At 68.4% G+C, this 25,232-nt stretch carries 22 protein-coding genes and 1 riboswitch; of the genes, 11 read left to right on the top strand and 11 right to left on the bottom strand.

What is annotated here, in order from left to right:
* Positions 1-14 precede the first annotated feature (14 nt).
* On the bottom strand, positions 15-461 hold the full coding sequence (locus tag NB3_RS25745) for a PaaI family thioesterase (RefSeq protein ID WP_067808498.1): 447 nt from the start codon (positions 459-461) through the stop codon (positions 15-17).
* Positions 458-1,042, bottom strand: a complete 585-nt coding sequence (locus NB3_RS25740; RefSeq protein ID WP_067808496.1) for a TetR/AcrR family transcriptional regulator — start codon at positions 1,040-1,042, stop codon at positions 458-460. The genes NB3_RS25745 and NB3_RS25740 overlap by 4 nt, the downstream gene beginning before the upstream one ends.
* A gap of 156 nt (positions 1,043-1,198) precedes the next feature.
* On the opposite strand from NB3_RS25740, the gene NB3_RS25735 reads away from it, so the two are divergent.
* The 3 genes from NB3_RS25735 (at position 1,199) to NB3_RS25725 (ending at position 5,233) form a co-directional block, all read left to right on the top strand.
* Complete coding sequence (locus tag NB3_RS25735; protein WP_067808494.1) at positions 1,199-2,269, top strand: DNA polymerase IV; 1,071 nt, start codon at positions 1,199-1,201, stop codon at positions 2,267-2,269.
* 37 nt (positions 2,270-2,306) lie between these two features.
* A complete protein-coding gene (locus NB3_RS25730) occupies positions 2,307-3,302 on the top strand; it encodes an oxidoreductase (RefSeq protein ID WP_067808606.1) in 996 nt (331 codons plus the stop codon).
* A 410-nt stretch (positions 3,303-3,712) separates the two neighbouring features.
* Positions 3,713-5,233 (top strand): alpha/beta hydrolase, encoded by a 1,521-nt coding sequence (locus tag NB3_RS25725; RefSeq protein ID WP_157112002.1) that lies wholly within the window; start codon positions 3,713-3,715, stop codon positions 5,231-5,233.
* Between the two features lie 12 nt (positions 5,234-5,245).
* On the opposite strand, the gene NB3_RS25720 is transcribed toward NB3_RS25725, so the two are convergent.
* Positions 5,246-7,126 carry an ABC transporter ATP-binding protein gene (locus NB3_RS25720; RefSeq protein WP_067808493.1) on the bottom strand — a complete coding sequence of 627 codons (1,881 nt, stop codon included), beginning with the start codon at positions 7,124-7,126 and terminating at the stop codon, positions 5,246-5,248.
* A 1,031-nt stretch (positions 7,127-8,157) separates the two neighbouring features.
* Between NB3_RS25720 and NB3_RS25715 the strand changes: the two genes are divergently transcribed.
* From NB3_RS25715 to NB3_RS25695, 5 genes are all read left to right on the top strand, one after another.
* Positions 8,158-10,947: an FAD-binding and (Fe-S)-binding domain-containing protein gene (locus tag NB3_RS25715; RefSeq protein ID WP_067808492.1), complete on the top strand. Its 2,790-nt coding sequence runs from the start codon at positions 8,158-8,160 to the stop codon at positions 10,945-10,947.
* A 345-nt stretch (positions 10,948-11,292) separates the two neighbouring features.
* Positions 11,293-12,234, top strand: a complete 942-nt coding sequence (locus NB3_RS25710; RefSeq protein WP_067808602.1) for a DNA-3-methyladenine glycosylase family protein — start codon at positions 11,293-11,295, stop codon at positions 12,232-12,234.
* A 270-nt stretch (positions 12,235-12,504) separates the two neighbouring features.
* Positions 12,505-12,900 carry a DNA-directed RNA polymerase subunit beta gene (locus NB3_RS25705; protein WP_244892083.1) on the top strand — a complete coding sequence of 132 codons (396 nt, stop codon included), beginning with the start codon at positions 12,505-12,507 and terminating at the stop codon, positions 12,898-12,900.
* Between the two features lie 190 nt (positions 12,901-13,090).
* Positions 13,091-13,315: a DUF397 domain-containing protein gene (locus NB3_RS25700; protein ID WP_084823669.1), complete on the top strand. Its 225-nt coding sequence runs from the start codon at positions 13,091-13,093 to the stop codon at positions 13,313-13,315.
* Between the two features lie 88 nt (positions 13,316-13,403).
* Positions 13,404-13,601: a hypothetical protein gene (locus NB3_RS25695; protein WP_067808490.1), complete on the top strand. Its 198-nt coding sequence runs from the start codon at positions 13,404-13,406 to the stop codon at positions 13,599-13,601.
* Between the two features lie 47 nt (positions 13,602-13,648).
* On the opposite strand, the gene NB3_RS25690 is transcribed toward NB3_RS25695, so the two are convergent.
* The 8 genes from NB3_RS25690 to NB3_RS25655 all read right to left on the bottom strand — a co-directional run bounded on the left by NB3_RS25690 (position 13,649) and on the right by NB3_RS25655 (position 23,079).
* Positions 13,649-14,395 (bottom strand): succinate dehydrogenase/fumarate reductase iron-sulfur subunit, encoded by a 747-nt coding sequence (locus NB3_RS25690; RefSeq protein ID WP_039803305.1) that lies wholly within the window; start codon positions 14,393-14,395, stop codon positions 13,649-13,651.
* A 2-nt stretch (positions 14,396-14,397) separates the two neighbouring features.
* A complete protein-coding gene (locus NB3_RS25685; RefSeq protein ID WP_067808487.1) occupies positions 14,398-16,338 on the bottom strand; it encodes a fumarate reductase/succinate dehydrogenase flavoprotein subunit in 1,941 nt (646 codons plus the stop codon).
* A gap of 25 nt (positions 16,339-16,363) precedes the next feature.
* Positions 16,364-17,194 (bottom strand): succinate dehydrogenase subunit SdhC, encoded by an 831-nt coding sequence (sdhC, locus tag NB3_RS25680; RefSeq protein WP_067808485.1) that lies wholly within the window; start codon positions 17,192-17,194, stop codon positions 16,364-16,366.
* 565 nt (positions 17,195-17,759) lie between these two features.
* Entirely contained in the window at positions 17,760-17,951 is a 192-nt protein-coding gene (locus NB3_RS25675) for a hypothetical protein (protein WP_067808483.1), read from the bottom strand.
* A 48-nt stretch (positions 17,952-17,999) separates the two neighbouring features.
* Positions 18,000-18,287: an Rv0250c family protein gene (locus NB3_RS25670; RefSeq protein WP_067808481.1), complete on the bottom strand. Its 288-nt coding sequence runs from the start codon at positions 18,285-18,287 to the stop codon at positions 18,000-18,002.
* A gap of 191 nt (positions 18,288-18,478) precedes the next feature.
* Entirely contained in the window at positions 18,479-19,441 is a 963-nt protein-coding gene (locus NB3_RS25665; RefSeq protein WP_067808478.1) for an alpha/beta fold hydrolase, read from the bottom strand.
* A gap of 340 nt (positions 19,442-19,781) precedes the next feature.
* Positions 19,782-21,737 carry an acyl-CoA dehydrogenase family protein gene (locus tag NB3_RS25660; RefSeq protein ID WP_067808476.1) on the bottom strand — a complete coding sequence of 652 codons (1,956 nt, stop codon included), beginning with the start codon at positions 21,735-21,737 and terminating at the stop codon, positions 19,782-19,784.
* Positions 21,738-21,897: 160 nt separating this feature from the next.
* Positions 21,898-23,079 (bottom strand): ATP-binding protein, encoded by a 1,182-nt coding sequence (locus NB3_RS25655; RefSeq protein WP_067808474.1) that lies wholly within the window; start codon positions 23,077-23,079, stop codon positions 21,898-21,900.
* A 168-nt stretch (positions 23,080-23,247) separates the two neighbouring features.
* Between NB3_RS25655 and NB3_RS25650 the strand changes: the two genes are divergently transcribed.
* From NB3_RS25650 to NB3_RS25640, 3 genes are all read left to right on the top strand, one after another.
* Entirely contained in the window at positions 23,248-23,505 is a 258-nt protein-coding gene (locus NB3_RS25650; RefSeq protein WP_067808472.1) for a hypothetical protein, read from the top strand.
* A 207-nt stretch (positions 23,506-23,712) separates the two neighbouring features.
* Positions 23,713-23,882: riboswitch (cyclic di-AMP (ydaO/yuaA leader) on the top strand.
* A 78-nt stretch (positions 23,883-23,960) separates the two neighbouring features.
* A complete protein-coding gene (locus NB3_RS25645; RefSeq protein ID WP_067808470.1) occupies positions 23,961-24,557 on the top strand; it encodes a C40 family peptidase in 597 nt (198 codons plus the stop codon).
* 3 nt (positions 24,558-24,560) lie between these two features.
* Positions 24,561-24,965: an RNA-binding S4 domain-containing protein gene (locus tag NB3_RS25640; protein WP_244892082.1), complete on the top strand. Its 405-nt coding sequence runs from the start codon at positions 24,561-24,563 to the stop codon at positions 24,963-24,965.
* Positions 24,966-25,232 lie beyond the last annotated feature (267 nt).

Below are 25,232 nucleotides of genomic sequence, written 5' to 3'. Positions count from 1 at the left end.
CCTCTCGTATGCCATCACGAGCCGTTCGTGCCGGTCAGGTCGGTTTCCGCGAGCCGCGTTGTGCCTTGGCCCACCGCGCACAGGATCGGTTCGCGGTCAGGGCTTTCCGCGTAGATCTCGCAGTGGGCCACCGCTTGGCGACGCGTCGCCCCGGTGACGGACGCCTCGATGCGCAACCGTTCACCCGCGGCGGGACGCAGGTAGGTGATGGTCACACCGCCGGTGAGCACGTTCGCGCCGAGCACTGTTCCAGCGGCGAAGGTGAGGGCGTTGTCGGCCGCGTAGGCCAGCACGCCGCCGTGCACGTAGCCGAACTGCTGGGTCAGCTCCGGGCGCAGCGGGATGACCAGGGTCGCGGCGCCGTCGCCGAACGCGGTGATCTCGGTGCCCACCAGGGTCGCGAAGGGCTGTGCGGCCAGGACCTTCTTGGCGCTGTCCAGGTCGAGGGTCGTGGTGGTCATCGGGAGACCTCTTTCGCGGCACGGGGGCGGTCGGCGGCGAGGGCGAGCCAGGCGGCGTCGGCGAGTTCGCCCGCGACTCGGTCGGGGGCGAGGCGCATCTCCCCGCCGAGCCACTGCCGCGTGTACTCCTGCGCCGGGCCGAGCCACAGCGCGTAGACCAGATCGATCGGGAGATCCCGCACCGCCCCGTATCCGGCGTGCGTGCGCCACCATCGCGTCACGTCGGACATGAAGCGGCGATTGCTCTCGCTCTCGCGCACCCCTGGCGGCCGCGCCGCGGTGAGCACGGTGGCGCGGTACTGGTTCTCGCTCACCCAGCGCAAATGCTCGTGCACGCCGACGACGACGCCTTCGCGCGCGTCGGCGCTGTCGCCGACCACCGCCCAGAAATGCTCCTGATAGTCCACCAGTGCGTTGGCCCAGACCTGCCGGTACAGGTCGGACTTGTCGGGGAAGTGGTGATAAAGCGCGCCGACGCTGGCGCCCGCCGCGGCGCGGATCTGCGTCAGCGTCGCGTCGAGCGCGCCGTGCTCGGCGAACTGGCGCTCGGCTGCCAACAGCAACCGATCTCGAATCTTCATGACCAGAATTTAATTCTGTTTTCGCGGCCGCGCAATCGGACGAGGCCTGCGCGGCGGCCGTACCAAGAACGACGCGGTAGGCGCGGTGCCGCCGGTCGGCGGGCGATCGCGGCGGAATCCAGGCCGGGTGTCGCACCCCTGCGGTAAGAACGGCATGTGGCCAGATGGCTGTTGCACGTCGATCTCGATCAGTTCCAGGCGGCGGTGGAGTTCCGCCGTCATCCGGAACTGCGGGGACTGCCGGTCATCGTCGGCGGCCACGGCGATCCCAGCGAGCCGCGCAAGGTGGTGACCTGCGCGTCCTATCCGGCGCGCGCGTTCGGCGTGCGGGCCGGAATGCCGCTGCGCAGCGCCCAGCGCAAGTGTCCCGACGGCGTGTTCCTCCCCTTGGACATGGCCGCTTACGAGGATGCCTCCGACGAGGTCATGGCCCTGCTGCGGACGTTCCCCGGACGCGTCGAAGTATGGGGCTGGGACGAGGCGTTCCTCGCCGCCGACACCGACCATCCGGAAGCACTCGCGCGGCAGGTGCGCGAGGCCATCGCCGGCCTCGATCTGACCTGCTCGATCGGCATCGGGGACAACAAACTCACCGCCAAACTCGCGACCGGCTTCGCCAAGTCGGCGGGCAAGTCCTCGGCCGAGCCCGCCGCGGGCGCGGGCGCCGCCGCCGGCGTCTTCCGGCTCACCGCCGCGAACTGGACCGAGATCATGGCCCACCGCCCGACCGACGCGCTGTGGGGCATCGGCAGCCGCATCGCCGCCCGGCTCGCCGAACTCGGCATTCGCACTGTCGGCGAGTTGATGGCGGCGGACCGGAATCGCCTGGCCGCCGAATTCGGGCCGAACACCGGTCCGTATCTCTGGGTGCTCGGCCACGGCAAAGGCGATACGGACGTCACCACCGACCCGCGAATCCCGGTCGGCCGAAGCAAATCCGAGACCTTCCCGCACGATCTGACCGATCCCGGCGAGATCCGCGCCCAAGTCGCGCGGCTGGCCACCGAGGTCGCCGAGGAGATGGCCGCGGCGGGCCGGATCGGCACCCGCGTCTCGGTGACCGTGCGCACGAACACCTTCTACACCCGCAGCAAACAGGAGAAACTGCCCGAACCCACCATCGACGTCGCGCGAATCGCCGAGACGGCGGTGCGCATCGTCGAACGGTTCGACCTCGACCGCCCGGTTCGTCTGCTCGGCGTGCGGCTGGAACTCCTGCCGCAGTAGCTCCCGGACCCGTCCTGACGCTCGTATGCTCGTCCGCATGGAGTTCTGGGCGATGGTGGCACACGAATCGGATAGCGGGATCGTCCTGACCCGGCAGCAGGTGGGCGAGGATTTCCTCGGACCGGGTGACGTGACGATCAAAGTGCACTACTCGAGCGCGAACTACAAGGACGGTCTGGCGATCACCAAGGGCGGCGGTGTGGTGCGCGACTACCCGATCGTCCCCGGCATCGATCTCGTCGGCGAGGTGGTCGAGTCCGCCGACGACGATTTCGCCCCGGGTGACCAGGTGATCGCGCACGGATACGACATCGGCGTCGCGCACAACGGCGGCTTCGCCGAATACGCCAGGGTGCCGGCCGAATGGGTGGTCAAGCTGGACGGTCTGAGCCTGCGCGACGCCGCCGCGCTCGGCACCGCCGGGTTCACCGCTGCCCTGAGCGTGCAGGCCCTGCTCGATCGCGGCCTGCTGCCCGACGCGGGCCCGGTGCTGGTCACCGGCGCGACCGGCGGAGTGGGCAGCGTGAGCATCGACATCCTCTCCGGCCTCGGCTTCGAGGTCATCGCCTCCACCGGCAAGACCGACGCGAACGATCTGCTCAGCGAGATCGGCGCGAACGAGGTGATCGGCAGGCTGCCGGAGGACCCGAACGCCAAGCCGCGACCGCTGACCAAGGCCCGGTGGGCCGCGGCGGTCGACAGCGTCGGCGGCGCGTCGCTGGCCTACGTGCTCAGCGCCATCGGTTACGGCGGCGTGGTCGCGGTGAGCGGGCTCACCGGCGGACCGGAGCTGCCCACCACGGTGATGCCGTTCATCCTGCGCGGCGTCACCCTGGAAGGCATCGATTCGGTCAACCTGCCCATCGATCGCCGTCGTGAGGTCTGGGCACAGCTCGGCAAAGAGCTTCGCCCGCAGCATCTTTCGGCGCTGGAGAACTACGCGCCGATCACCGATGTGGAGAGGGTGCTGCACTCCATCCGCGACGGCAGCCACCGTGGGCGCACCGTGCTCGGCGTCATGGGCGAGTTCTGACCGAAGGTCCTCGGCTCGGCGGTGCTCGAACGACTTCCGCGCCGGACGACGTTCCGACCTCGCAGACCATGAGACCGAGCAGCGAAGCCCGGCTCGATCCGTTCGAGCCGGGCTTCGCCGGTTCTGCCGGCCACGCGCCCGTTGGGCCGCCGCTCAACTGCCACTATGAGGTCTGCGGCGTCCCGCGGTGACGCGCCCAGATGCGACAGGGGCGCGCATTGTGACCTTCCGGCCGGCCTCGACCGGACCCCGCCGACCGAGGGAAGTCGCAAGGCCCCGCCGACATCCCGGCACCGGTCGTGACCCGGCCCCGCCGCGCGGGGGAAGCCGTTGCCGCCGTCGCGGGCACAGATCCGATACGGTTCTTCCGCATCATCTCCGTGCTCGCTCCGGTCGAGAGGCGAACTTCGTTGTCCGCGAATCTGTTCTGGCGTTCGATGTCGATAGTGGCGGTGTGCGCGCTGCTCGCCGCGCCCGCGTACGGCCGGGCCGATCCGGTGGACGACTCGCGTCAGAACGGCTTGGACCGCTTCTATCACCAGCCGCTGGAGTGGAAGCCGTGCGGCGTCGAGAATCTGGACAAGGCCGGTGGCGAGTGCGCCAACGTCGTCGTGCCGCTCGACTACGGGCAGCCGGGCGGTCGCACGATCACTTTGGCGATATCCCGGGTGAAAGCGAGCGATCCGGCGCGGCGGCGGGGCATCCTGGTGTCGAATCCGGGTGGTCCGGGCGGGCCGGGCCTGGACAGTGTGGATCTGCTCGGCGACGTGCTGTCGCCGGACGTGCTGGCGAGTTACGACCTGATCGGGCTGGACCCGCGCGGCGTCGGCGAATCCACCTCGAGCCCGCGGTGCGGGTGGCCGGTCGGCGAGATGGTCCGGTCGGCGGGCCTCGATCCGCTGGGTTTCGCGCACGACACCGTTCTGTCCGCCGGCATGGCCGTGAGCTGCGTCGTTCGTGATCCGGAGCTGGTGCGGCAGTTCACCACCCGCAACACGGCGCGAGACATGGACGTCGTCCGGGCGGCACTGGGCGAGGAGAAGATCAACTTCTACGGCTTGTCCTACGGCACGTATCTCGGGGCGGTCTTCACCCAGATGTTTCCCGAGCGCAGCGATCGCATCGTGCTCGACAGCGCGATCGACCCGGATCGGTACTGGACAGGCTTGGTCCAGGATTGGGGACCCGCCGACGAGATCGCGCTGGACGATTGGGCGGTGTGGGCCGCCGCCCGGGACGAACAGTTCCGGCTCGGGGCGACGCCGCAGCAGGTGCGCGCGAAGATCGAGGAGCTGGTCCGGATCGTCCACCGCCAGCCGATCGTCATCGATGGATTCGCTATCGACGACCATTGGTTGCCGTTCATCCTGCACGCCTTGCTGTGGAACTTCCGGCTGAACGAACCGTTGGCCGCGGCGGTGCGCGAACTCGCCGACGCCGCGGGCGGGCCGCCGACGACCGCGCAGACGCCGCGGCTGCGCGCCATCGTGGCGGCGCTGCGGGACAACGAGAACTCCGTCCTGGCGGAGATCGCCTGCGGTGATGTCAGCGCGCCCATCGATCCCCTCTGGTACTGGCGCAATATCGAGGAGAGCCGGGCCACGCAGCCGGTGTTCGGCGCGCTGGCGGGCAATATCCAGCCGTGCGCCTTCTGGCCGCGCCCGGTGGAGCCGCCGACCGTGGTGCGCAACGCCGTGCCCGCGCTGATCGTGCAGGCGACGGGTGATCCGCGCACTCCTTATGCGCACGGCGTCCGGCTGCACCAGTACCTGTCGGAGTCGCGCATGGTCAGCCTGCAAGGCGTCCGCATCCACATGACCTTCCGGCCTGAGCTGAGCAGTTGTGTGAACAACGCGATCAACACCTACTTCGGCGCGGGAACCCTGCCGGACGCCGACACCACTTGTAGCGCGGACCAGACGGCGAGCTAGCCGGACGACGGCTCACGCCGCGGCCGTGACGGGTTCCTCGGCGAACTGGGTGCGGTACAGCTCCGCGTAGCGGCCATCGGCGTTCAGCAGCTGGGAGTGGTTGCCCCGCTCCACGATTCGGCCCTCCTCCAGCACCAGGATCTGGTCGGCGGCGCGGATGGTGGACAGCCGGTGCGCGATCACCAGCGCGGTCCTGCCCTCCAGCGCTTCGGACAGCGCCTCCTGCACGGCGGCTTCCGAGGTCGAGTCCAGCGACGCGGTCGCCTCGTCCAGGATCACCACACGCGGCTGCTTCAGCAGCAGGCGGGCGATGGTCAGGCGCTGGCGCTCACCCCCGGAGAGCCGGTAGCCGCGCTCGCCGACCACGGTCGCCAACCCGTCCGGCAGCGACGCGACCAGGTCACGCAGCCGGGCGCGCTGGAGCGCGTCCCACAGTTCGTCCTCGGTGGCCTCCGGCCGCGCGAGCAGGAGATTCGCGCGAATGGTGTCGTGGAACAGATGCCCGTCCTGGGTGACCAGGCCGACCGTGTCGCGGAGCGATGCGGTGGTCAGCTCGCGCACGTCGACGCCGTTCAACCGCACCGTGCCCGCGTCGACGTCGTAGAGGCGGGAGACCAACTGCGCGATGGTCGATTTGCCCGCGCCCGACGAGCCGACCAGCGCGATCAGCTGACCGGGCTCGGCGCGCAGCGACACGTCGTGCAGCACCCGCACCCCACCGCGGGTGTCCAGATTGGCCACGTCCTCCAGGGAGGCCAGCGACACCTTGTCGGCCGACGGGTAGCCGAAACTCACCGCGTCCAGCTCCACCGCGACCGGGCCCTCCGGAACCGGTTTCGCGTCAGGGGCGTCCTCGATCAGCGGCTTCAGATCGAGCACTTCGAAGACGCGCTCGAAGCTCACCAGCGCCGCCATGATCTCCATCCTGGCGCTGGCCAGCGCGGTCAGCGGCGTGTAGAGCCTGGTCAGCAGCAGCGACAGCGACACGACCGCACCCGCGTCCAATTGCCCACGCAGGGCGTACCAGCCGCCGAGGCCGTACACCAAGGCGATCGCCAGCGCGGACACCAGGGTGAGCGAGGTGACGAAGACCGTTTGCAGCATCGCGGTGCGCACGCCGATGTTCCGCACCCGGCGGGCCCGCAGCGCGAATTCGCCGGACTCCTGTTCCGGACGCCCGAAGAGCTTGACCAGTGTCGCGCCCGGCGCGGAGAACCGCTCCGTCATCTGGGTGCTCATCGCCGCGTTCAGCCGGGCGGCTTCGCGCTGCAAGTCGGCCAAGCGGTTGCCCATCCGCCGCGCCGGGAGCACGAACACCGGAAGCAACACCAGCGCGAGCAGCGTGATCTGCCACGAGATGCTGATCATCACCCCGAGGGTCAGCGCGAGGGTGACCAGATTGGCCACCACGCCGGACAGGGTGTCGCTGAACGCGCGCTGAGCGCCGATCACGTCGTTGTTCAAGCGGCTGACCAGCGCGCCGGTCCTGGTGCGGGTGAAGAAGGCGACGGGCATCTTCTGCACGTGGTCGAACACGGCGGTGCGCAGATCGAGGATGAGCCCCTCACCGATGCGCGCCGACATCCACCGGATCGCCACCCCGAGCCCCGCGTCGAACACCGCGAGCACGCCGATCACCGCCGCGAGCACGACCACCACCCGTGGCGCCGCCCCGCCGACTATGTGGTCGACGACCCGGCCCGCAAGCACCGGCGTCGCCACCGCGAGCACCGCCGACACCACGCTGAACAGCAGGAACGCGCCGATCCGCCGCCGGTGCGGCGCGGCGAACCGAAGGATGCGCCGCGCGGTGGCGAGCCGGAACGGCCGCTGTTCCTGCGGCGCGTTCGCCCGCCGATACATCTGGCTCCACGCCACGGATTCGATACTCACGTCGTACTCCCTCTTCGCTCCCCACCCATCCAAGACCTGGCCACCGACACTAAGACCTCAACAATGGTTGAGTTCAAGTCGATTCCGCCCACCGAGGGTTTCCGCCCACAGCGAAACCGGCCGAGGCCCCGAACCTCCCACCCGCCCCTGAGGCGAATGACGTTGGCGCAACCGGCGCGGCGAACACCCGACGAACGCCGCCGGCATGCCCGCCTCGGAACGGCGGAGGGCGATCAGCGCGGCGTGTCGGCGAAGCAGTCTTCACTGACGCATACCGTCGAGCGTGCACGCGCAGATGCGCCGCTTCCCCAGGCTGCCCGCCAAGTCTCGATCCGGCGAGCCAGCGGGCACGATTACATGGGCCTCGAACGCCGGACAGCCAGCGCCGCCACAATTCTTTCGCACCGGCCTGTAGACGATCGACGCCGTAGACGGACACATGCCGCCACGGTCGGCGGTCCCCAGGACCACCATTTCCGCGATCGGCCACGCTTGCCGACCGCTGTCATTGGTCACCGTGAATCGCGCACTCGGGCAACAGGCTTGGCAACCGACGCGCCCAGTGCGTGACGCTGTGGGCGAATATTTCACCGTCAGGGTCGGCGGTCCCCAGGACCACCCCGTCCGCGATAGACCACGCTTGCCGATCACCCTGTCATTGGTCACTGTGAATGGCGCACCTGGGCGGCGCCTCGTGCGTGACGCTGTGGGGCGAATGCCTCATCGTCAGGATCGGCGGGCTGCGGGACCACTATTTTGGCGGTGGGCCACGCCTGCCGAGCGATCTGACATCGGCCACCGTGAACCACGCACTCGGACAGCGGGCTTGGCAACCGACGCGCCCAGCGCACCCCGACCACCGGTTTCGAGCGAAGCGAGACCGAGCATCTGCCGTTCGCGGCCCGGCTCGCGTTTACGCGGCCGCCGCGTACGCGACGAAGGAGCAAGCGGCGGTCGCGTAAACGCGAGCCACAAGAGGGCCGCGAACACCCAGCGCCGCAGGCGCTGGAAAAATAGACACAGTGAACCCGATGGCGGCCCTGCGTCGCAGGATCGATGGTGCGGTCGATACCTCCGAGCGGCGGCGGGCGGAGTACTCCTCCGACGCGTCGAACTACCGGGTCGTCCCGGCGGCGGTCGTCTTTCCCCGTACCGACGACGACGTCGCGGTCACCTTGGAATTCGCCCGAGACGAGGGGCTGCCGGTGACCGCGCGCGGCGCGGGAACGTCGGTGGCGGGCAACGCGATCGGCCCCGGGCTGGTGCTCGACTTCAGCAGGCATATGAACCGGGTGGTGGCGATCGATCCCGACGAGCGCGTGGCGACCGTGCAGCCGGGCGTGGTGCTGTCGGAGTTGCAGCGTGCCGCCCGTCCGCACGGCCTGCGCTTCGGACCGGACCCTTCGACGCAGAATCGCTGCACGCTCGGCGGCATGATCGGCAACAACGCGTGCGGACCGCGGGCCGTCGCGTGGGGCCGCACCTCCGATACGGTGCGCGAGCTGCGCATCCTGGACGGCACCCGCACCGAGCGCACGTTGGCCGCCGACCTGTCCGCGGTGCCTGGTCTCGCGGAATTCAGCCGGGCGAATCTCGCGGTGCTGCGCACCGATCTCGGCCGCTTCGACCGCCAGGCATCCGGTTACGGCTTGGAACATCTGCTGCCCGAGCGCGGCGCGTCGGCGGCGAAGGCGTTCGTCGGCAGCGAGGGCACCTGCGGCCTGCTGCTGGACGCGACGGTCGAGCTGGTCGAGCTGCCCGCGGCCACCGTGCTCACGGTGCTCGGCTACCCGGACATCGCCACCGCGGCCGACGACGTCGCCGCCGTGCTGGCCTGCGCGCCGATCGCGGTGGAGGGCATCGACGCGCGGCTGGTCGACGTGGTCAGGGCGCATCGGGGGACGGTGCCCGACCTGCCGCGCGGCGGCGGTTGGCTGTTCGTGGAGACCGCGGGCGCGACGCAGGCCGACGCGCTGGCCGTCGCGCAGCGGCTGTGCCGGACGGCGGGCGCGATGGACAGCAGGATCGTGACCGATCCCGGCAGCGCCGCGGCGCTGTGGCGTATCCGCGCCGACGGGGCGGGGCTGGCCGGCCGCACACCGGACGGGCAGCCTGCGTGGCCCGGGTGGGAAGACGCCGCCGTCCCACCCGCCCGGCTCGGCGCCTACCTGCGCGATTTCGCCGACCTGACCCGCGAGCACGGCGTCGACGGGCTGCTGTACGGGCATATCGGTGACGGCTGCATCCACGTCCGCCTCGATCTTCCGATCGCCGACGCGCCGCACCGCTTCCGCGCCTTCCTCTTCGATGCCGCGGAGCTGGTCGTCCGGCACGGCGGTTCGCTGTCCGGCGAGCACGGCGACGGCCGGGCTCGCTCCGAGTTGCTCGCGGCGATGTACTCCCCCGCGGTCCTCGACGTCTTCGCCGGTTACAAAGCGCTGTTCGACCCCGACGACGTCCTGAACCCCGGCGTGCTCGTCGCACCGCGGCCGATCGACGCCGACCTGCGGCTGGCCGGACTCGGTGGCGTCGGCGCGTCGAACGGTCACCTGCTCGCGGAGGACGGCGGCGATCTCGGTGTCGCGGTCCATCGTTGCGTCGGCGTCGGCAAATGTCGCGCCGACGGCGGTTTCATGTGCCCGTCCTATCAGGCCACCAGGGACGAGAAGGACAGCACCCGCGGACGGGCGAGGGTGCTGCAAGAGGTGGTGCGTGGCGCGCTGCCGTGGTCGTCGGACGCCGTCGCCGAGTCTCTCGATCTGTGCCTGTCCTGCCGGGCGTGCCGGTCGGACTGCCCCGCCGGTGTGGACATGGCCACCTACAAGTCGGAGACGCTGTATCGCCGCTACCGCCACCGGCTCCGGCCCATCGATCACTACGCGCTGGGCTGGCTGCCTCGATGGCTGTCCGCCGCCAGTCGGGTGCCGCGGGTCGTCAACGCGCTCGCGGGCCGGACCGCGCTGCGCCGAGCGGGGCTGCGGGCCGCGGGCATCGACCCGCGCCGCGATGTGCCGCGCCTCGCCCCGCGCACCTTCCGCCGCATCTGGCGCGATCTGGACGAAGGCGCCCGGCTGGTCGAGTCCGCCTACGCGCCCGAACAGCGGGTCGAAAGCGGTATTTCCGGCGAGGTGATGCTGTGGATCGATACCTTCACCGACGCGTTCGACCCCGAGATCGCCTTGGCCGCGGCCCGGCTGCTGGCCGCATCGGGCTACCGCGTCCGAATCCCCGAGCGGCGCGTCTGCTGCGGACTCACCTGGATCAGCACCGGCCAGCTCGACGGCGCCCGCGCGCGGTTGCGGGCCACGCTGTCCGCCTTGCAGGAGCACGTCGACGCGGGCGGCGTGGTCGTGGGACTGGAACCGTCCTGCACCGCGGTCCTGCGCGCTGACCTGACCGAACTGTTGCCGGACGATCCGAGAGCCGCCAGGACCGCCGCCGCCGTGCGCACCTTGGCCGAGTTCCTCGCCGAACAGCCGGCCTGGCGCCCGCCGCGGCGAACCGGTCGGCGAGTGGTGGTCCAGCCGCATTGTCACCAGCACGCGATTCTCGGATTCGATGCCGATCGCCGTTTATTAGCCAGCATGGGCGTGACGGTGACGGAAATCACCGGTTGCTGCGGTATGGCGGGTAATTTCGGAATGCAATCGGGCCATTACGACATTTCGGTCGCGGTGGCCGAGAACGGCATACTGCCCGCCCTGCGCGCCGCGGGTGCGGACGCGGTCTTCCTCGCCGACGGCTTCTCCTGTCGCACGCAAACCGCTGCCCTCTCCGGGCGACAGGCGCGGCATATCGCGCAATTCCTGCTGGAGGAATGACCTTTCGAGCGCCCGCCGACGAGCCGGGCGGGCGCCCGCGTGGTTCAGCTGCCGAACGGCAGGGTGCCCGGCGGAATCTGGTAGCCCGAGCTGCCCGCGGAAACCCCACCCCAGGCGTTGAGCAGCCAGTTGAGCAGATTGGTGATCATCAGAGAACCTCCATCATTGCTACAGCCAGATATTTGCCGAACGAAAACAATATCGCCGTGAATCTCATGTCGTTACATCGTATTACGAATCCATAATTATGTGCGATGGGTATGAAAAGCCTTATGGTGTGGCTCAGATGATAATCCGAGCCGCTCGGTGGAGGCCGACGCGGCGCCGCGCGCCGCACCGGGCAGAATGATTCCGGTGCGCAGCGTGACGGTCGAGCCGGAAGCCAGCCGGACCGTGACCACGGATCGGCCGATCGATCTGGCGTGCACCCTCGCCCCCCTCGGTCGCGGCGCGGGCGATCCGTGCCACCGGGTGACGGCCGACGGCGCGCACTGGCATGCTTCCCGGCTGCCGACCGGTCCGGTCACCTACCGCCTGGCCCAGGCCGGTCCGTTCGCCGTGCACGCCCGCGCGTGGGGTCCGGGCGCGGCGGAATTCCTCTCGGGTCTCGAGCACATGCTTTGCCTGGACGAAGACGTCTCGGCATTCCTCCCGGATCATCCGAAGCTCGTCGATGCCCACCGCCGCTTCCCTGGGCTGCGCATGCTGCGCACGGCCCTGGTTTTCGAAGCGCTGGTGCCGTCGGTGCTGGAACAGAAGGTGCACACCGTGTCGGCACGGGCGTCGTGGCGGAAATTGGTGCGGCAGTACGGCGAACCGGCGCCGGGTCCCGCGCCGGAGGGCATGCGGTTGCCGCCGGACGCGGACGCTTGGCGGCGCATCCCCTCCTGGGTCTACCACCGCGCCAATGTCGGACCGCAGCGCGCCCAGACCATCGTGCGCGCTGCTCGTATCGCCGAATCGCTGGAGCGCGCTGCCCGGGTCGACCCGGTCGAGGCGGCGCGGATGCTGCGCAGCGTCCCCGGCATCGGGGTGTGGACCGCCGCGGAGATCGCGCAGCGTGCTTTCGGCGACGCCGATGCGCTGTCGGTCGGCGATTACCACCTGGCCGCCGCGGTCGGCTGGACGCTGCTCGGCCGTCCCATCGATGACGACGCGATGATCGAATATCTGGAACCGCTGCGTCCGCACCGCTATCGGGCGATCCGCCTGCTCGAGATCAGCGGCCATTTCCACAAGCCGAAGTTCGGCCCGCGCACCCCGCTGACCGACCACACCTGGCACTGACCGCACGGCGCGTTCACTTTTCCGCAGTTTTGCCCATTCTTTATCCGTCGGTTCAGGCCGGGGAAAAGCAAAACTAGAGGTAGTCGCGCCACACTCGGCTATCGCCGCATGCACATCGGTACGCGAGCGGTAGCCGAAGGGGCTCGGGATGGCGCGCACCTCATCGTCGAACCACACAACTGCAGGGGGTTGTCAGTGGAGCAGAGGCCACTTGGGGATACGCCGCGGTCCAGATGCCAGTTCTACCGGCGGGAATGCGATCTGCCCGCCGTGGTGGATCCGCCCGAACTGGGCCGGATCGTGATGCGCGCCGGATCGGTGTGGGCGTTGACCATGCCGAGCAGCCTGGGACAGGCGGTGAAGGCGCACATGCAGAGCAAGAGCGTGCGGCTCGGCCCGATCCTGGCGCATCCGCGCTCGAATCGCTGGACCTTCCTGATCGCGCCGGACCTGCCGGAGAACGATACGCGCCTGTTCGCGGAATTGTTCCGGCTCAACGTCTCGGTGTCCCGCACCGGGTCGACGATCGCGTTGCCGTCCCCGACGGCGGCGGTCGGCGCGATTCGCTCCTGGATCGTGCCGCCGCGGAACAGGTTTCGCCCGTCGGGCCGGGTGGTGGTCGCTGCCATCCGTGCTTGGGCGGAGCCCGCGCCGCGCCGCCGCTGAGGGCAGGATTCCTCGCTGAAAACGGTTCCGTCGAATCGCGTGGCGGGTGCCGGCCTTTTCCTCGGTAGTCGCCCGCCGACGCCGGTCGGCGGCGGTACTATCGGGCGCGCGTGCGTGCGTCCAGTGGTGGTGCTGGGTTCTCGGTCCGTACACACGTCTCCCCACGGCAGATAGCGAAGGAGTTCGTTTCGTGAGCATTCAAGGCAACGCGAACATCGACCTGACCGGCGCCACGTGGCGGAAAGCCGGGGACGGTTCGGGAAACGACAGCGTCGAAGTGGCGCTGCTCGCCGACGGACACGTGGGGATGCGCAACGGGGCCGACCCCGAAGGGCCGGTATTGATCTTCACGCCGGGAGAGTGGGCCGCCTTCACCGCGGGCGTGCAGGACGGTGAGTTCGACCGGCCACGCTGAGGCGCGGCGCCTTCGAAGATCACGGAATGACACATATTCGGCAACGGAAAGACGTTTGCCGAGGCCGAATACGGGTAGCCCACAGTCTGTGGACCGTGGGCTCAAGAGTTCCCATCCCCGGTACCGGAAATTGCGGCCGGGCGATTGGGTGGAATGGCTGATCGTCGCGCTGTTGTTCGCGGTGTCGGCGGTCGGAGTCTTCGTCCTCACCAGCTCGCTGTGGTCGGCGCTGCTCGTCGGCCTGCTGGTGTGGGTCGTGGCCCTCGGCGTCGTGGCCATGTTGTAAGGGTGCGCCGACCGGCCGGGGACTTCCCCGGCCGGTTGTCCGGCGTGCTATCGGCGAAACAGCTTGTTGCCCAGCCAGACCAGCGGGTCGTACTTGCGATCGGCCACCCGTTCCTTCATCGGGATCAACGCGTTGTCGGTGATCTTGATGTGCTCCGGGCAGACCTCGGTGCAGCATTTGGTGATGTTGCACAGGCCGAGCCCGTGCTCGTCCTGCGCGAGTTCGGTGCGGTCGCCGACATCGAGCGGGTGCATCTCCAATTCGCTGATCCGCATCAGATAGCGGGGTCCGGCGAACGCTTTCTTGTTCTCCTCGTGGTCACGAACCACATGACAGGTGTTCTGGCACAGGAAGCACTCGATGCACTTACGGAACTCCTGTGAACGTTCCACGTCGACCTGCTTCATCCGGTACTCGCCCGGTTTGAGATCGGCGGGTGGCGTGAAAGACGGAATCTCGCGTGCCTTCTCGTAATTGAACGACACGTCGGTCACCAGGTCCTTGATCACGGGGAAGGTGCGCATCGGCGTCACCGTGATCACTTCGTCCTGGGTGAAGGTGGACATCCGGGTCATGCACAGCAGACGCGGTCGCCCGTTCACCTCGGCCGAACACGAACCGCACTTGCCCGCCTTGCAGTTCCAGCGCACGGCCAGATCGGGCGCCTGGGTGGCCTGTAGGCGGTGGATGATGTCGAGCACCACCTCGCCCTCGTTCACCAGCACGGTGAAATCCTGCAGTTCTCCGCCGTCGAGATCGCCGCGCCATACGCGGAATTTGGCGTCGTAACCCATCGTTACGCCTCTCGCTCCGTCGAATGCCCGGCCGCGGCCGGGTGCCCGGCGAGTTCATCCGGGGTGTAGTACTTCTCGAGCTCGCCGAGATCGAAGAGGGCGAGCAGGTCCGATCGCATCGGAATCTGATCCTTGCGCGTCACGGTGACACCGGGAATCGGGTCGCCGGCCGTACCCGGATCCACCGCGCACACCAGCAGTTTGTTCCGCCAGTCCGGGTCCATCGATGGATAGTCGTCCCGGGTGTGCCCGCCGCGGCTCTCGGTCCGCAGCAGCGCCGCGTGCGCCACGCATTCGCTGACCAGCAGCATGTTCTGCAAGTCGAGCGCGAGATGCCAGCCGGGATTGAACTGGCGGTGGCCCTCCACGGTGACCTGGCGGAACCGGGCACGCAGCTCGGCGAGTCTGTCGATCGCCTCCCGTACCTCGTGTTCTTTGCGGATGATGCCGACCAAGTCGTTCATCGTCTGCTGCAGATCGGTGTGCAAGGTGTAGGGGTTCTCGCCTTTGCCGTCGGCGGGCGGATCGAACGGCGCGACGGCGGCCTGCGCGGCCTTCGTGACGTCGTCTTCCGCGACCGATGGCCGCTCGCCGAGCTGTTCCACATAGGCGGCGGCCCCGAGCCCGGCGCGGCGGCCGAACACCAGCAGGTCCGACAGCGAGTTCCCGCCCAGGCGATTGGACCCGTGCATGCCGCCGGAGCACTCACCCGCGGCGAACAGGCCGGGCACCGTGGCCGCGCCGGTGTCCGGATCGACCTCGATCCCACCCATCACGTAGTGACAGGTCGGGCCGACCTCCATCGGCTCCTTCGTGATGTCCACATCGGCGAGCTCTTTGAACTGATGGTGCATCGAAGGCAGCCGCCGCACGATCTCCTCGGCGGGCATCCGGGAGGCGATGTCGAGGTAGACGCCGCCGTGCTCGGTGCCGCGCCCGGCCTTGACCTCCTCGTTGATGGCGCGGGCGACCTCGTCGCGCGGCAGCAGATCCGGCGTGCGGCGTGCGGAGTCGTTGTCGCGCAGCCACTGGTCGGCTTCTTCCTCGGTCTCGGCGTACTGCCCTTTGAAGACCGGCGGAATGTAGTCGAACATGAACCGCTTGCCCTCGGTGTTCTTCAGCACCCCGCCGTCGCCGCGCACGCCCTCGGTGACGAGGATGCCCTTCACACTGGGCGGCCAGACCATGCCGGTGGGGTGGAACTGGAGGAACTCCATGTTGATCAGCGTCGCGCCGGCGCGCAGCGCGAGCGCGTGCCCGTCGCCGGTGTACTCCCAGGAGTTCGAGGTCACCTTGTAGGACTTGCCGATGCCGCCGGTCGCCAGGACCACAGCCGGGGCCTCGAAGAGGATGAAGCGGCCCGATTCCCGCCAGTAACCGAACGCGCCGGAGATGCGGTCACCGTCCTTGAGCAATTCGGTGATGGTGCATTCGGCGAAGACCTTGATGCGCTTCTCGTAGTCACCGGTCTCGGCGAAATCCTCCTGCTGCAGCGAGACGATCTTCTGCTGCATGGTGCGGATGATCTCCAGGCCGGTGCGGTCGCCGACATGCGCGAGCCGCGGGTAGGTGTGGCCGCCGAAATTGCGCTGGCTGATGCGGCCGTCCGGCGTCCGGTCGAACAGCGCGCCGTAGGTCTCCAGTTCCCACACCCGGTCGGGCGCTTCCTGGGCATGCAATTCGGCCATGCGCCAGTTGTTCAGGAACTTGCCGCCGCGCATCGTGTCCCGGAAATGGACCTGCCAATTGTCCTTCTCGTTCGCGTTGCCCATCGACGCCGCGCAACCGCCTTCGGCCATCACGGTGTGCGCCTTGCCGAACAGCGATTTGCACACCACCGCGACGGACAGGCCGTGCTCCCTGGCTTCGATGACCGCCCGCAATCCGGCGCCGCCCGCTCCGATCACGACGACGTCGTAGTTGTGCCGTTCCACTTCTGCCATGCAGAAAAACTCCTCGATGAGGCGGTCAGTCGATGAACCGCAGATCCGAAATCGTTTGGCTGGCAACCAACATGACGTAGAAGTCGGTCAGCACGAGGGTGCCGAGGGTGGTCCAGGCCAGCGCCATGTGCCGGGTGTTCAGCTTGGAGACCTGAGTCCAGAACCAGTAGCGCACCGGGTGCTCGGAGAAGTGCTTGAGCCGTCCGCCCGCGATGTGCCTGCACGAGTGGCACGACAGCGTGTAGGCCCACAGCAGGATCACGTTGACCAGCAACACGATATTGCCGAGACCGAAACCGAAGCCGCCGGTCTTGCCGTGGAAGGCGACGATGGCGTCATAGGTGTTGATCAGCGAAACCACCACGGCCACATAGAAGAAGTAGCGGTGCGCGTTCTGGATGATCAGCGGCAGCTTGGTCTCGCCGGTGTACTTGGCGTGCGGCTCGGCCACGGCGCAGGCTGGCGGGGAGAACCACACCGACCTGTAGTAGGCCTTGCGGTAGTAGTAGCAGGTCAGGCGGAAGCCGAGCAGGAAGGGCAGCACCACGAAGCCCAGCGGCAGGATCGCGGGCAGATCGCCGAAGGGGGTGCCGAAATGGCTGGAGCCCTCGACGCAGGAAGTGCTCAGGCACGGCGAGTAGAACGGGGTCAGATAGTGATAGTCCGGAACCCAATACGCCGTGCGCACATACGATCTGATCGTCGCGTAGATGACGAACGCGGCGAGCCCGAGCACCGTGACGAGTGGGGGGATCCACCATCGGTCGGTGCGCAATGTGCGATCCGAGATTCGGGCCCTTGTTCTGCTGAATACGCCGGTGCCCGCTTCGGGGGCGGCGGTCGGTGCGGCACTCACAGTGGGATGCCTCGCTGATCTTGTGTGCGGGTGGTCATCGTTACCTCCGCAATCGAATGTGATGCTGAGCACCATACGACACGTCCGCTATTGATCGAGCGGGGTCTCGACAAACCCGCCCCGCCGTCAACCGTATGATTTACGCCACATCAGGCAAGCCTCAGGTATGTCTCCCGAGAGTTCCGGGCCAACCGGACTTTTCGAAGTCGGAGGCAGTGAAATGAGTTCGAGCAGGGGAAACCGGAGTGCCGGAATTGCCGCTTCAACCGTGCGGTTGAGGCAGTGGATCGCCGGTCGACAGCCACGGCGTTCAGCGCCGCTGATGGTAGCCGCCCGCGCCGGTGATGTGGGGTCGGCCTCGTCGATGTTCGACATGATGGCCGAACGCAAGGTAGGTGATCCGTCGGCGTTCGGCGCGTGGCCCGTGCACAATGCTTCCGGCTTCCGGCTTCCGGCTTCCGGCTTTCGGCTTCCGGCTTCCGGCTTCCGGCTTCCGACTTCCGGCTCCCGGCTCCCGGCGCGGGTTACGACTCGACTGCCGTGCCCGGATCGAACGACGCCTCGATCACGGGCGGTATCCGGCCGACCCGCACACCGTGCCGAGTTGCCGCATGAACTGCGTGGCGCGGAGAACCGCCGCGGCCTCGAATGCCGACCCGCTCGCAGCGATCATGCCGTCGCCGTGCTCTTCGTGATGCCCGCCGTCCGGTCGGCGCGGCGCCAGGATGAAGCCCGGTGCCTGGGGCGTCGCCGCCACGGCGGGCGTGGATACCGGGATGGGCGGCTCGCGCCGCCCATCCGGGGACTACTTCGTCCGCGGACGGGAGTGGAAGCCGAGCCCCTCGTCCTGCGCGCCCATCCAGGCGGCTTCGTCGGACTTGCTGTCCGGCACGTAGATGACGTCCTGCGGCCGGCGCCGCACCTCGGGCGGCGGTGACTGCTCGAGTTCGTCGGCGTCGATGACGAGGCGCTCGAGGTCGTTCTCCAACCGCCGCACCGTGCTGGCGTCGCCGTACTGGGTGCGGAGTACGCCGATGGATTGCCGGAGCTGGCCGACCGCGTAGCGTAGTTCCGCGAATTCGCTGCGAGTCATCGATACCTCCTGATTCCCTGGCGGACATGCGAACTCGGTGCAGTGACGCGCGGTTGCCCGTTTGCCTTGGACCGCGCTGCACCCAGCCGTGTGACCCACCACACAACGTGATCTACAACACAGTACCGAAAGAATTCGTTCCTGGCTCGTGCGAGGTAGAAATCCGCTAGTTGCCGTCCGATTGCCGAGGTTCAGCCCGCAGCGGCGTAGCCGGCGGAGGGGCGCGCCGCGGCGAACGCGCGCTCGGCGAGTCCGGCGAGGGAGAGCGCGACCTCTTCGGCTCGTTCGAGCAGCACGCTGTGCCCGGCCCCTTCCAGCCGGACCAATTCGGAACCGGCCAGCTGTGAGGCCAGTGCCACGGAGTGGGCGAAGGGAAAGATGAGGTCGGCCGAACCCGCCAGGACCAGCGCGGGGACGGCGCCGAGGTGGTGCAGGGTCGCCGTCTCGTCGAAGGTGATCAGCGAGTGCAGGAATCCGGCCATGGTCACCAGCGGGGTGTCGTTCAGCATCGCGGTGGCCAGCGCGGCCAACCGCGGGTTCACCTTCCCGGTGCCGAATTCGGCCTCGCGCAGGATCGGCGCGAAGAGGCTGCGGGTCAGGCGCCGGGACGCCTGCATCACCCGAGGGGCGTGCGTGACGGCGGCTTGCAGCGAGTTCACCGCGCGCCGATGCAGCAGGCGCGCCAGCCCGGCGTCGGTGATCCCGGCGGCCGCGCCGGCGAGCAACCCGACGCCCGCGATCCGCGTGCCGATGGCCTGCGGGTAGAGCCGCGCATAGGCGAGCACGACCATCGCGCCCATCGAGTGGCCGACCAGGATTACCGGACCGGTCGGCGCGACCGTCCGCAGCACGGTGTCGAGGTCGTGCCCGAGCTGCTCGATGGTGTACGTCGACGGATGCGCCATCCCGGACTCGCCGTGGCCGCGGTGGTCGTAGAAAACCATCCTGATGTCGTCGCCCCACTGTCGCAGGAGGTGTGCGCGCAAGGAGGTCCAGGATTCGGCCCGCAGGCAGTGGCCGTGCACGAAGACGACGCTCGCGAGGGCGTCGTCGGCGCCGAAGACGCGGACCGCGAGAGGGACACCGTCTTCGGCCGACACCGTGATGCGGTGGCCGTCGTGATCGGCGGCGCGGCGGGCGATGGTGGTGGACATGGCACCCTCCTGTGGGCGAGGCGCATGTTCGGCGTCTCCTGCCCAGTTGTCGAACTGGATTTCCGCGCCGTTACCCCCCTACACCTGCCGTTACGCACACGTTGTCCAACCGACGCCGCCGGTCGATCGGGCAGCTGTCGCCACGCGCACAGGAAGAACTACGGAATGCTAGACAAAAAGCTAGATTCCTTTAGATTGCGCTGATTTCCGTCGGGACGAACCTGTCGCGCGGCCCGCGAGGAAAATCTGCGGTTGTCTAGGGAAATTCCAATAGTGGCAAATAGTGGGCGAGCCCGGCTCGCCGCACGCTCGACGGGCGTGCGACGAGCCCGGCCGCTGCTCAGGCCTTCGCGCCGGGACGGGTGGACGGCAGGAACGGGTGCAGGAGGTTCTCTTCGGTCGACGGCCCCATCTGCCACTCCGCGATCCACGGGCCGGTCCCCTCGCTCGGGTCGAGCACGCCGTCCTCCAGCCATTCGTAACGGCCGTCGAGCACGCCGCGGGTCAGGGTGCGGTCGTCATCGTCGGTGTTCTCCCACAGCGCGTCGAACAACTCGCGCACCCGCAGCCGGGACTGCCTGCAGAAGGTGTCGGCCAGTTCTTCGGCCGCCTTGCCCTCCGGCGCGTCCGCTGCCCGCAACGCGTGGGCGCGCACGCAGGCCGCCGACATCGCGAACAGCTCGGCGCCGATGTCCACGATCCGGCCCAGGAAGTTCTGCCGGTACTCCAGCCCCGCCTGCCAGCGGCCCATCGCGTACATCAGCGACCTGGCCTGCTTGCGCGCGCTGCGCTCGACGAAGCGCAGATGCCGGGCCAGCACCCCGAATTCGGTGTACGCCGCGGGCACCGTACCCGCGCCGACCGCGAGTTGCGGGAACCACTTGGCGTAGAAACCCGTCGCGCCGACCGCGGCCTTCGCCTTGTCTTTGAACTCGGCCTTGCGGTCGACCAGCGCGCCCGCGGCCGCCATGTGCGCGTCGGCCATCTCCCTGGCGATCAGCAGCCGCATGATCTCGCTGGAACCTTCGAAGATGCGGTTGATCCGCAGATCGCGCACCAGCTGCTCGGCGGGGACGGCCCGTTCGCCGCGCGCGGCGAGCGACGCCGCCGTCTCGTAGCCGCGGCCGCCGCGGATCTGCACGAGTTCGTCGGCGATCCGGCAGCTCATCTCGCTGGCCCACAGCTTGGCCAGCGCCGCCTCGATCCGGATGTCGTTGCGGCCCTCGTCGGACATGGTCGCCGACAGATCGAGCGCCGCTTCCAGCGCGAACGTGGTCGCCGCGATGAACGCGATCTTCTGGCCGACGGCCGCGTGCTCGCCCACCGGCCTGCCCCACTGCACCCGCTGGGTGCTCCACTCCCGCGCGATCTTCAACGACCACTTCGCGGCGGCGGTGCACAACGCCGGAATGGCGAGCCTGCCCGCGTTCAGGGTGGTGAGCGCGATCTTGAGGCCGTCGCCCTCCCGGCCGATCAGGTTGCGCTTCGGCACCCGGACGTCGTGCATGCGGGTCAGGCCGTTCTCGATGCCGCGCAGGCCCATGAAGGAGTTGCGCCGCTCGACGGTGATGCCCGGGGAGTCGGCTTCGACGACGAACGCCGAGATGCCGCCGCGATGGCCCTCGCTCTTGGGCACCCGTGCCATCACCACCAGCAGCTCGGCGACCACGCCGTTGGTCGTCCACAGCTTCACGCCGTTGAGCAGGTAGGCCTCGCCGTCGTCGGTCGGCGTCGCGGTGCTGGCCATCCTGGCCGGGTCGGAGCCGACGTCGGGCTCGGTGAGCAGGAACGCGCTGACCGCTCCGGCCGCGCAGCGGGGCAGGAACTCGGCTTTCTGCTCGTCGGTGCCCGCCAGTTTGAGCGGTTCGGGCACCCCGATGGACTGATGCGCGGAGAGCAGGACGCCGAGGCTCGGGTGCGTCGAGCCGACCAGCATCAACGCTCGGTTGTAGCCGAACTGGGAAAGCCCTTGGCCGCCGTACGATTGCGGGATCTTCAGGCCGAAGCAGCCGAGTTCGGCCAAACCCTTGACGTACTCCTCCGGGATCCGGCCCTCCGCTTCGATCACCGATCCGTCCATGGACTCGCACAGCGTGCGCAGCCGGGACAGGAACGCTTCGGTGCGCTCGGCGTCCTCGGGGCCGGGTTGCGGATACGGGTGGATCAGGTCGAGCCGGAACCGCCCGAGGAACATCTCCTTGGCGAAGGACGGTTTGGCCCAGCTCGTTTCGCGGGACTCCTCGACCAGTGCGCGGGCCTGTTCTTCGGTGGCGTCGACTTTCGCGGCTGTCGCCATGATGTCCTCCCTCGGACGTGATCAGGATCACATCCGAGTGTAGGAGGGTTTGTTACCCATCGGTAGGCCCGCTGGTCGAGATAAATCTACGAATATCTAGCGATCTTGAAAGAAGGGCGAATAGCTGGCAATCCGCCACTCTCCGCATGGCCGGCCGCGCTCACACCGAGCGCAGATAGCGGCCGAAATGCGGCACCGTGAACCCGATCGTGCCGCGCTCGGCGGAATAGATGAGGCCCTTCTTGATCAGGCCGTCACGGGCGGGCGAGAGCGAAGCGGGCTTGCGGCCGAGTTCGTTGGCCACCGCGGCGGTCGCCACCGGGCCGTCGTCGCCGGACAGGTCGGCCATGGCACGCATGTACTCGCGCTCCGCCGGGGTAGCCCGCTCGTAACGGGAACCGAAGAATCCGACCGCGAGCTCCTCCTCGGCCGCGGGTGAAGCCACCTCGACGTCCTCGGCCGTGATCGGGCTCTCCGGCGCTTGATCCCACACCGCCTTGCCGTACGCCTGCACGAAATACGGGTAGCCATCGGCCTTGCTATACAGCGCGTCCAGGGCGTCGTCGGTGAACTTCACGTCCTCGCGCTGGGCCGGCGCGATCAGCGCTTGGTCGGCCGATTCCCGGTCCAAGCGATCGATGCGGTGATAACTGAATAGTCGCTCCGAATAGCTCTTTGAAGCGGACAGCACCGCGGGCAGGTGCGGAAGGCCCGCGCCGACCACGATCAACGGCGCGGCGTCCTGGCTCAGTTCGTGGCACGCGCCGCAGATCGCGGAGATGTCGGCGGGGCCGAGATCCTGCATCTCGTCGATGAAGATCGCGATGCCCACGCCGATGTCGCCGGCCAGGGCCGCCGCCTCCACCAGGAGTTCCACCAGATCGATCTCGATATCGCCGGAATCGGCCCTGCCGCTCACCGCTGGTACGTCTATGCCGGGCTGCCAGCGTTCCCGCATGCCCTTGTCCGCGGTGGACCGCAGCGCGAAAGCCTTGAGGATGCCGAGGAAGTCGTCCACCCGTTCCGGATTGCGGTGCGCCGTCGCGATCGCACGCGCCGCCATGTGCAATGCCGAGGACAGCGGGCGGCGCAGTTCCTGGTCCGGACGCGCCTCGATCTTGCCTGTGCCCCAACCGCGCGATATCGCGGCCGAGCGAAGCTGGTTGAGCAGCACCGTCTTTCCGACGCCGCGCAGACCGGTCAGCATGACGCTGCGTTCCGGCCTACCGCGCGCGATGCGTTCGAGCACGATGTCGAAAGCCGTGAGTTGTTTGTCGCGCCCGGCCAATTCGGGCGGGCGCTGTCCCGCGCCGGGGGCATACGGGTTCCGCACGGGGTCCATGCCCCGACACCGTAGCGCGTTTCGTCCGGATGATCTGGGCGCGTCTACGGCGTGTTCTAGAAAGCCCTAGCGTTTCGTATTGCACTATTGCTCTCGCCGCCGGTTCTCTAGGCTGGTGGCGGTTCGCCAGAATGGTCGCGCGGCAGGGCGGCGCGGGAACGGAGGGGCATGTCCGACGAACCACCCACCGCGGGCCTCGCCGAGGTGGTCGGATCCTGGAACATTCCGGCGGGCGCCACGGTGGCCGAGCGCATCCGGTCCAACATCCTCATCGCGATCGAGCGCGGCTACGACGATCCACAACTGGTCGCCGATCTCGCGGTCGGCCCGCTGGTCATGGCGCTCGGCAAGCTCGAGGTCGAGCTGACCGAGGCGCGTCGCAGGATCGACGAACTCGAACGCGCGGTGCATGGGACGCGACGCTGAGCCGTCGGGCAGGCAGGGTGGTGCCTTGCATCGCCCCGCTCGCCGAGACCGATTCGTGACCTTCCGTCCACGGCGATTTTCCTCGATCCGACCGGCGTTCCCACCGTGATGGAAAAGATGCAGCTCTGTGCGCTGGACAACATCGCGTCGGCACCGTAATCTCTTCGTGACTTAGTGGAACCAGTCGCTTCGTAAGAGAAACGGCGCCACTAGTTACCGCCTTAACGGCTGTCGGGGCCAATCGGTCTCGGCTGTCGTGCCGGGGACCCACAGGTTCGTCTGGGGTGAATCCTCATGGCCGATTCCGGTCGCGAGGTAGGGCCGCTCTCCCGGCCCGAACCCGTCAGCTAACCCGGTCGGCGGGAGAGCAGCAAGATCGGAGACGTAGCTCGGTGGGTAAACACAGCTTGCAACGGGATTCTCGAGTTCCGAATTCCGTCAAGGGTGCGATTGTCATGGGTGCGGTGGCCGCGACCGGCGCCATGCCCGCGATTCCGGCCATGGCCGCGACCATCAACGTTCCCGGTGTCGGCAATTTCGACGTTCCGCAGGAGTGGGAACAGCCGGTCCAGCAGCTCAATCAGCAGATCCAGCAGGCGCTCGCGGCCGTTCCCGCCGCCCCTGCCCAGGCGCCGCAAGAGGTCGCTCCCCAGGCTCCCAATTTCGCGCCCATGCTGCCGGGCCTGTTCGGCCAGCAGCAGAACAACAGCCCGGGCGACATCGCCCTCGACGCCGCCAGGACCAAGGTCGGCGCCCAGTACTCCTGGGGCGCGGCGGGTCCCCGTTCCTTCGACTGCTCCGGCCTCGTCCAGTGGGCGTTCCGCCAGGCCGGCGTCGAGCTGCCCCGCACCAGCTTCGAGCAGTCGCACGTCGGCGCTCCGGTCGCTTACAACGAGCTGAAGCCGGGCGACATCGTCATCACCAACGGCGGCGGTCACGTCGGCATCTACGCGGGCGACAACAAGCTCCTGAACGCCGTGCAGACGGGTACGCCGGTGTCCTACACGCCGCTGCGCCCCGACATGGTGGTCACCGCACGCCGTATCGTCTAACGAGTGGCCCGCGCCGAATCCGGCATCCAGAGCACCGCGACCCAGGCCCGCGTCGATTCGTGGACCTGGGCGGTGCGCCTGTTCAAAACCAGGTCCGCTGCCGCGGAGGCCTGTCGGGGCGGGCATGTCCGGGTGAACGGCGCGACGGCCAAGCCCGCGCAGCCGGTACGTCCCGGTGACGAAGTGCGCGTCCGCGTGGGCGGCATCGAGCGCATCGTCATCGTGGAGCGGATCGTCACCAAGCGTGTCGGCGCTCCGATCGCCGCGCAATGCCTGATCGATCGCAGTCCGCCTCCTCCCCCGCGCGAGATCGTGGCGAGTATGCCCCGCCGCGACCGCGGCGCGGGACGGCCGACCAAGCGTGAGCGTCGCGAGACCGACCGTCTCATGGGCCGAGACGAGCACTGAACGGAAGCAGGCCGGTCAGATCATGGTCACCGGATCGAGGCGTCCCGCCAGGTAGCGCGCCCTGCGCTCGCCGCGGCGGAGCTTTCCGCTGCTGGTTTGGGAATTCGAGCTCTGCCCGGGTCATGTAAGGGCGTTCGGTCGGCCGCGCTCGCCGACGCCATCGCGCCGGACCTGATTCCCTCTGCTGAACGATGTTCAGGGACACCGGGATTCGCGGACAAGGCGAGTACTCGTCTCGTCGTGAGCGGAGAGCAGGCTGAGCGAGGG

Origin of the sequence: Nocardia beijingensis NBRC 16342, from assembly GCF_001612785.1 — a bacterium.
Classification (GTDB): Bacteria; Actinomycetota; Actinomycetes; order Mycobacteriales; family Mycobacteriaceae; genus Nocardia; species Nocardia beijingensis.
The sequence above is the reverse complement of the archived record's forward strand: the minus strand, read 5'-3'. Positions and strand labels throughout refer to the sequence as shown.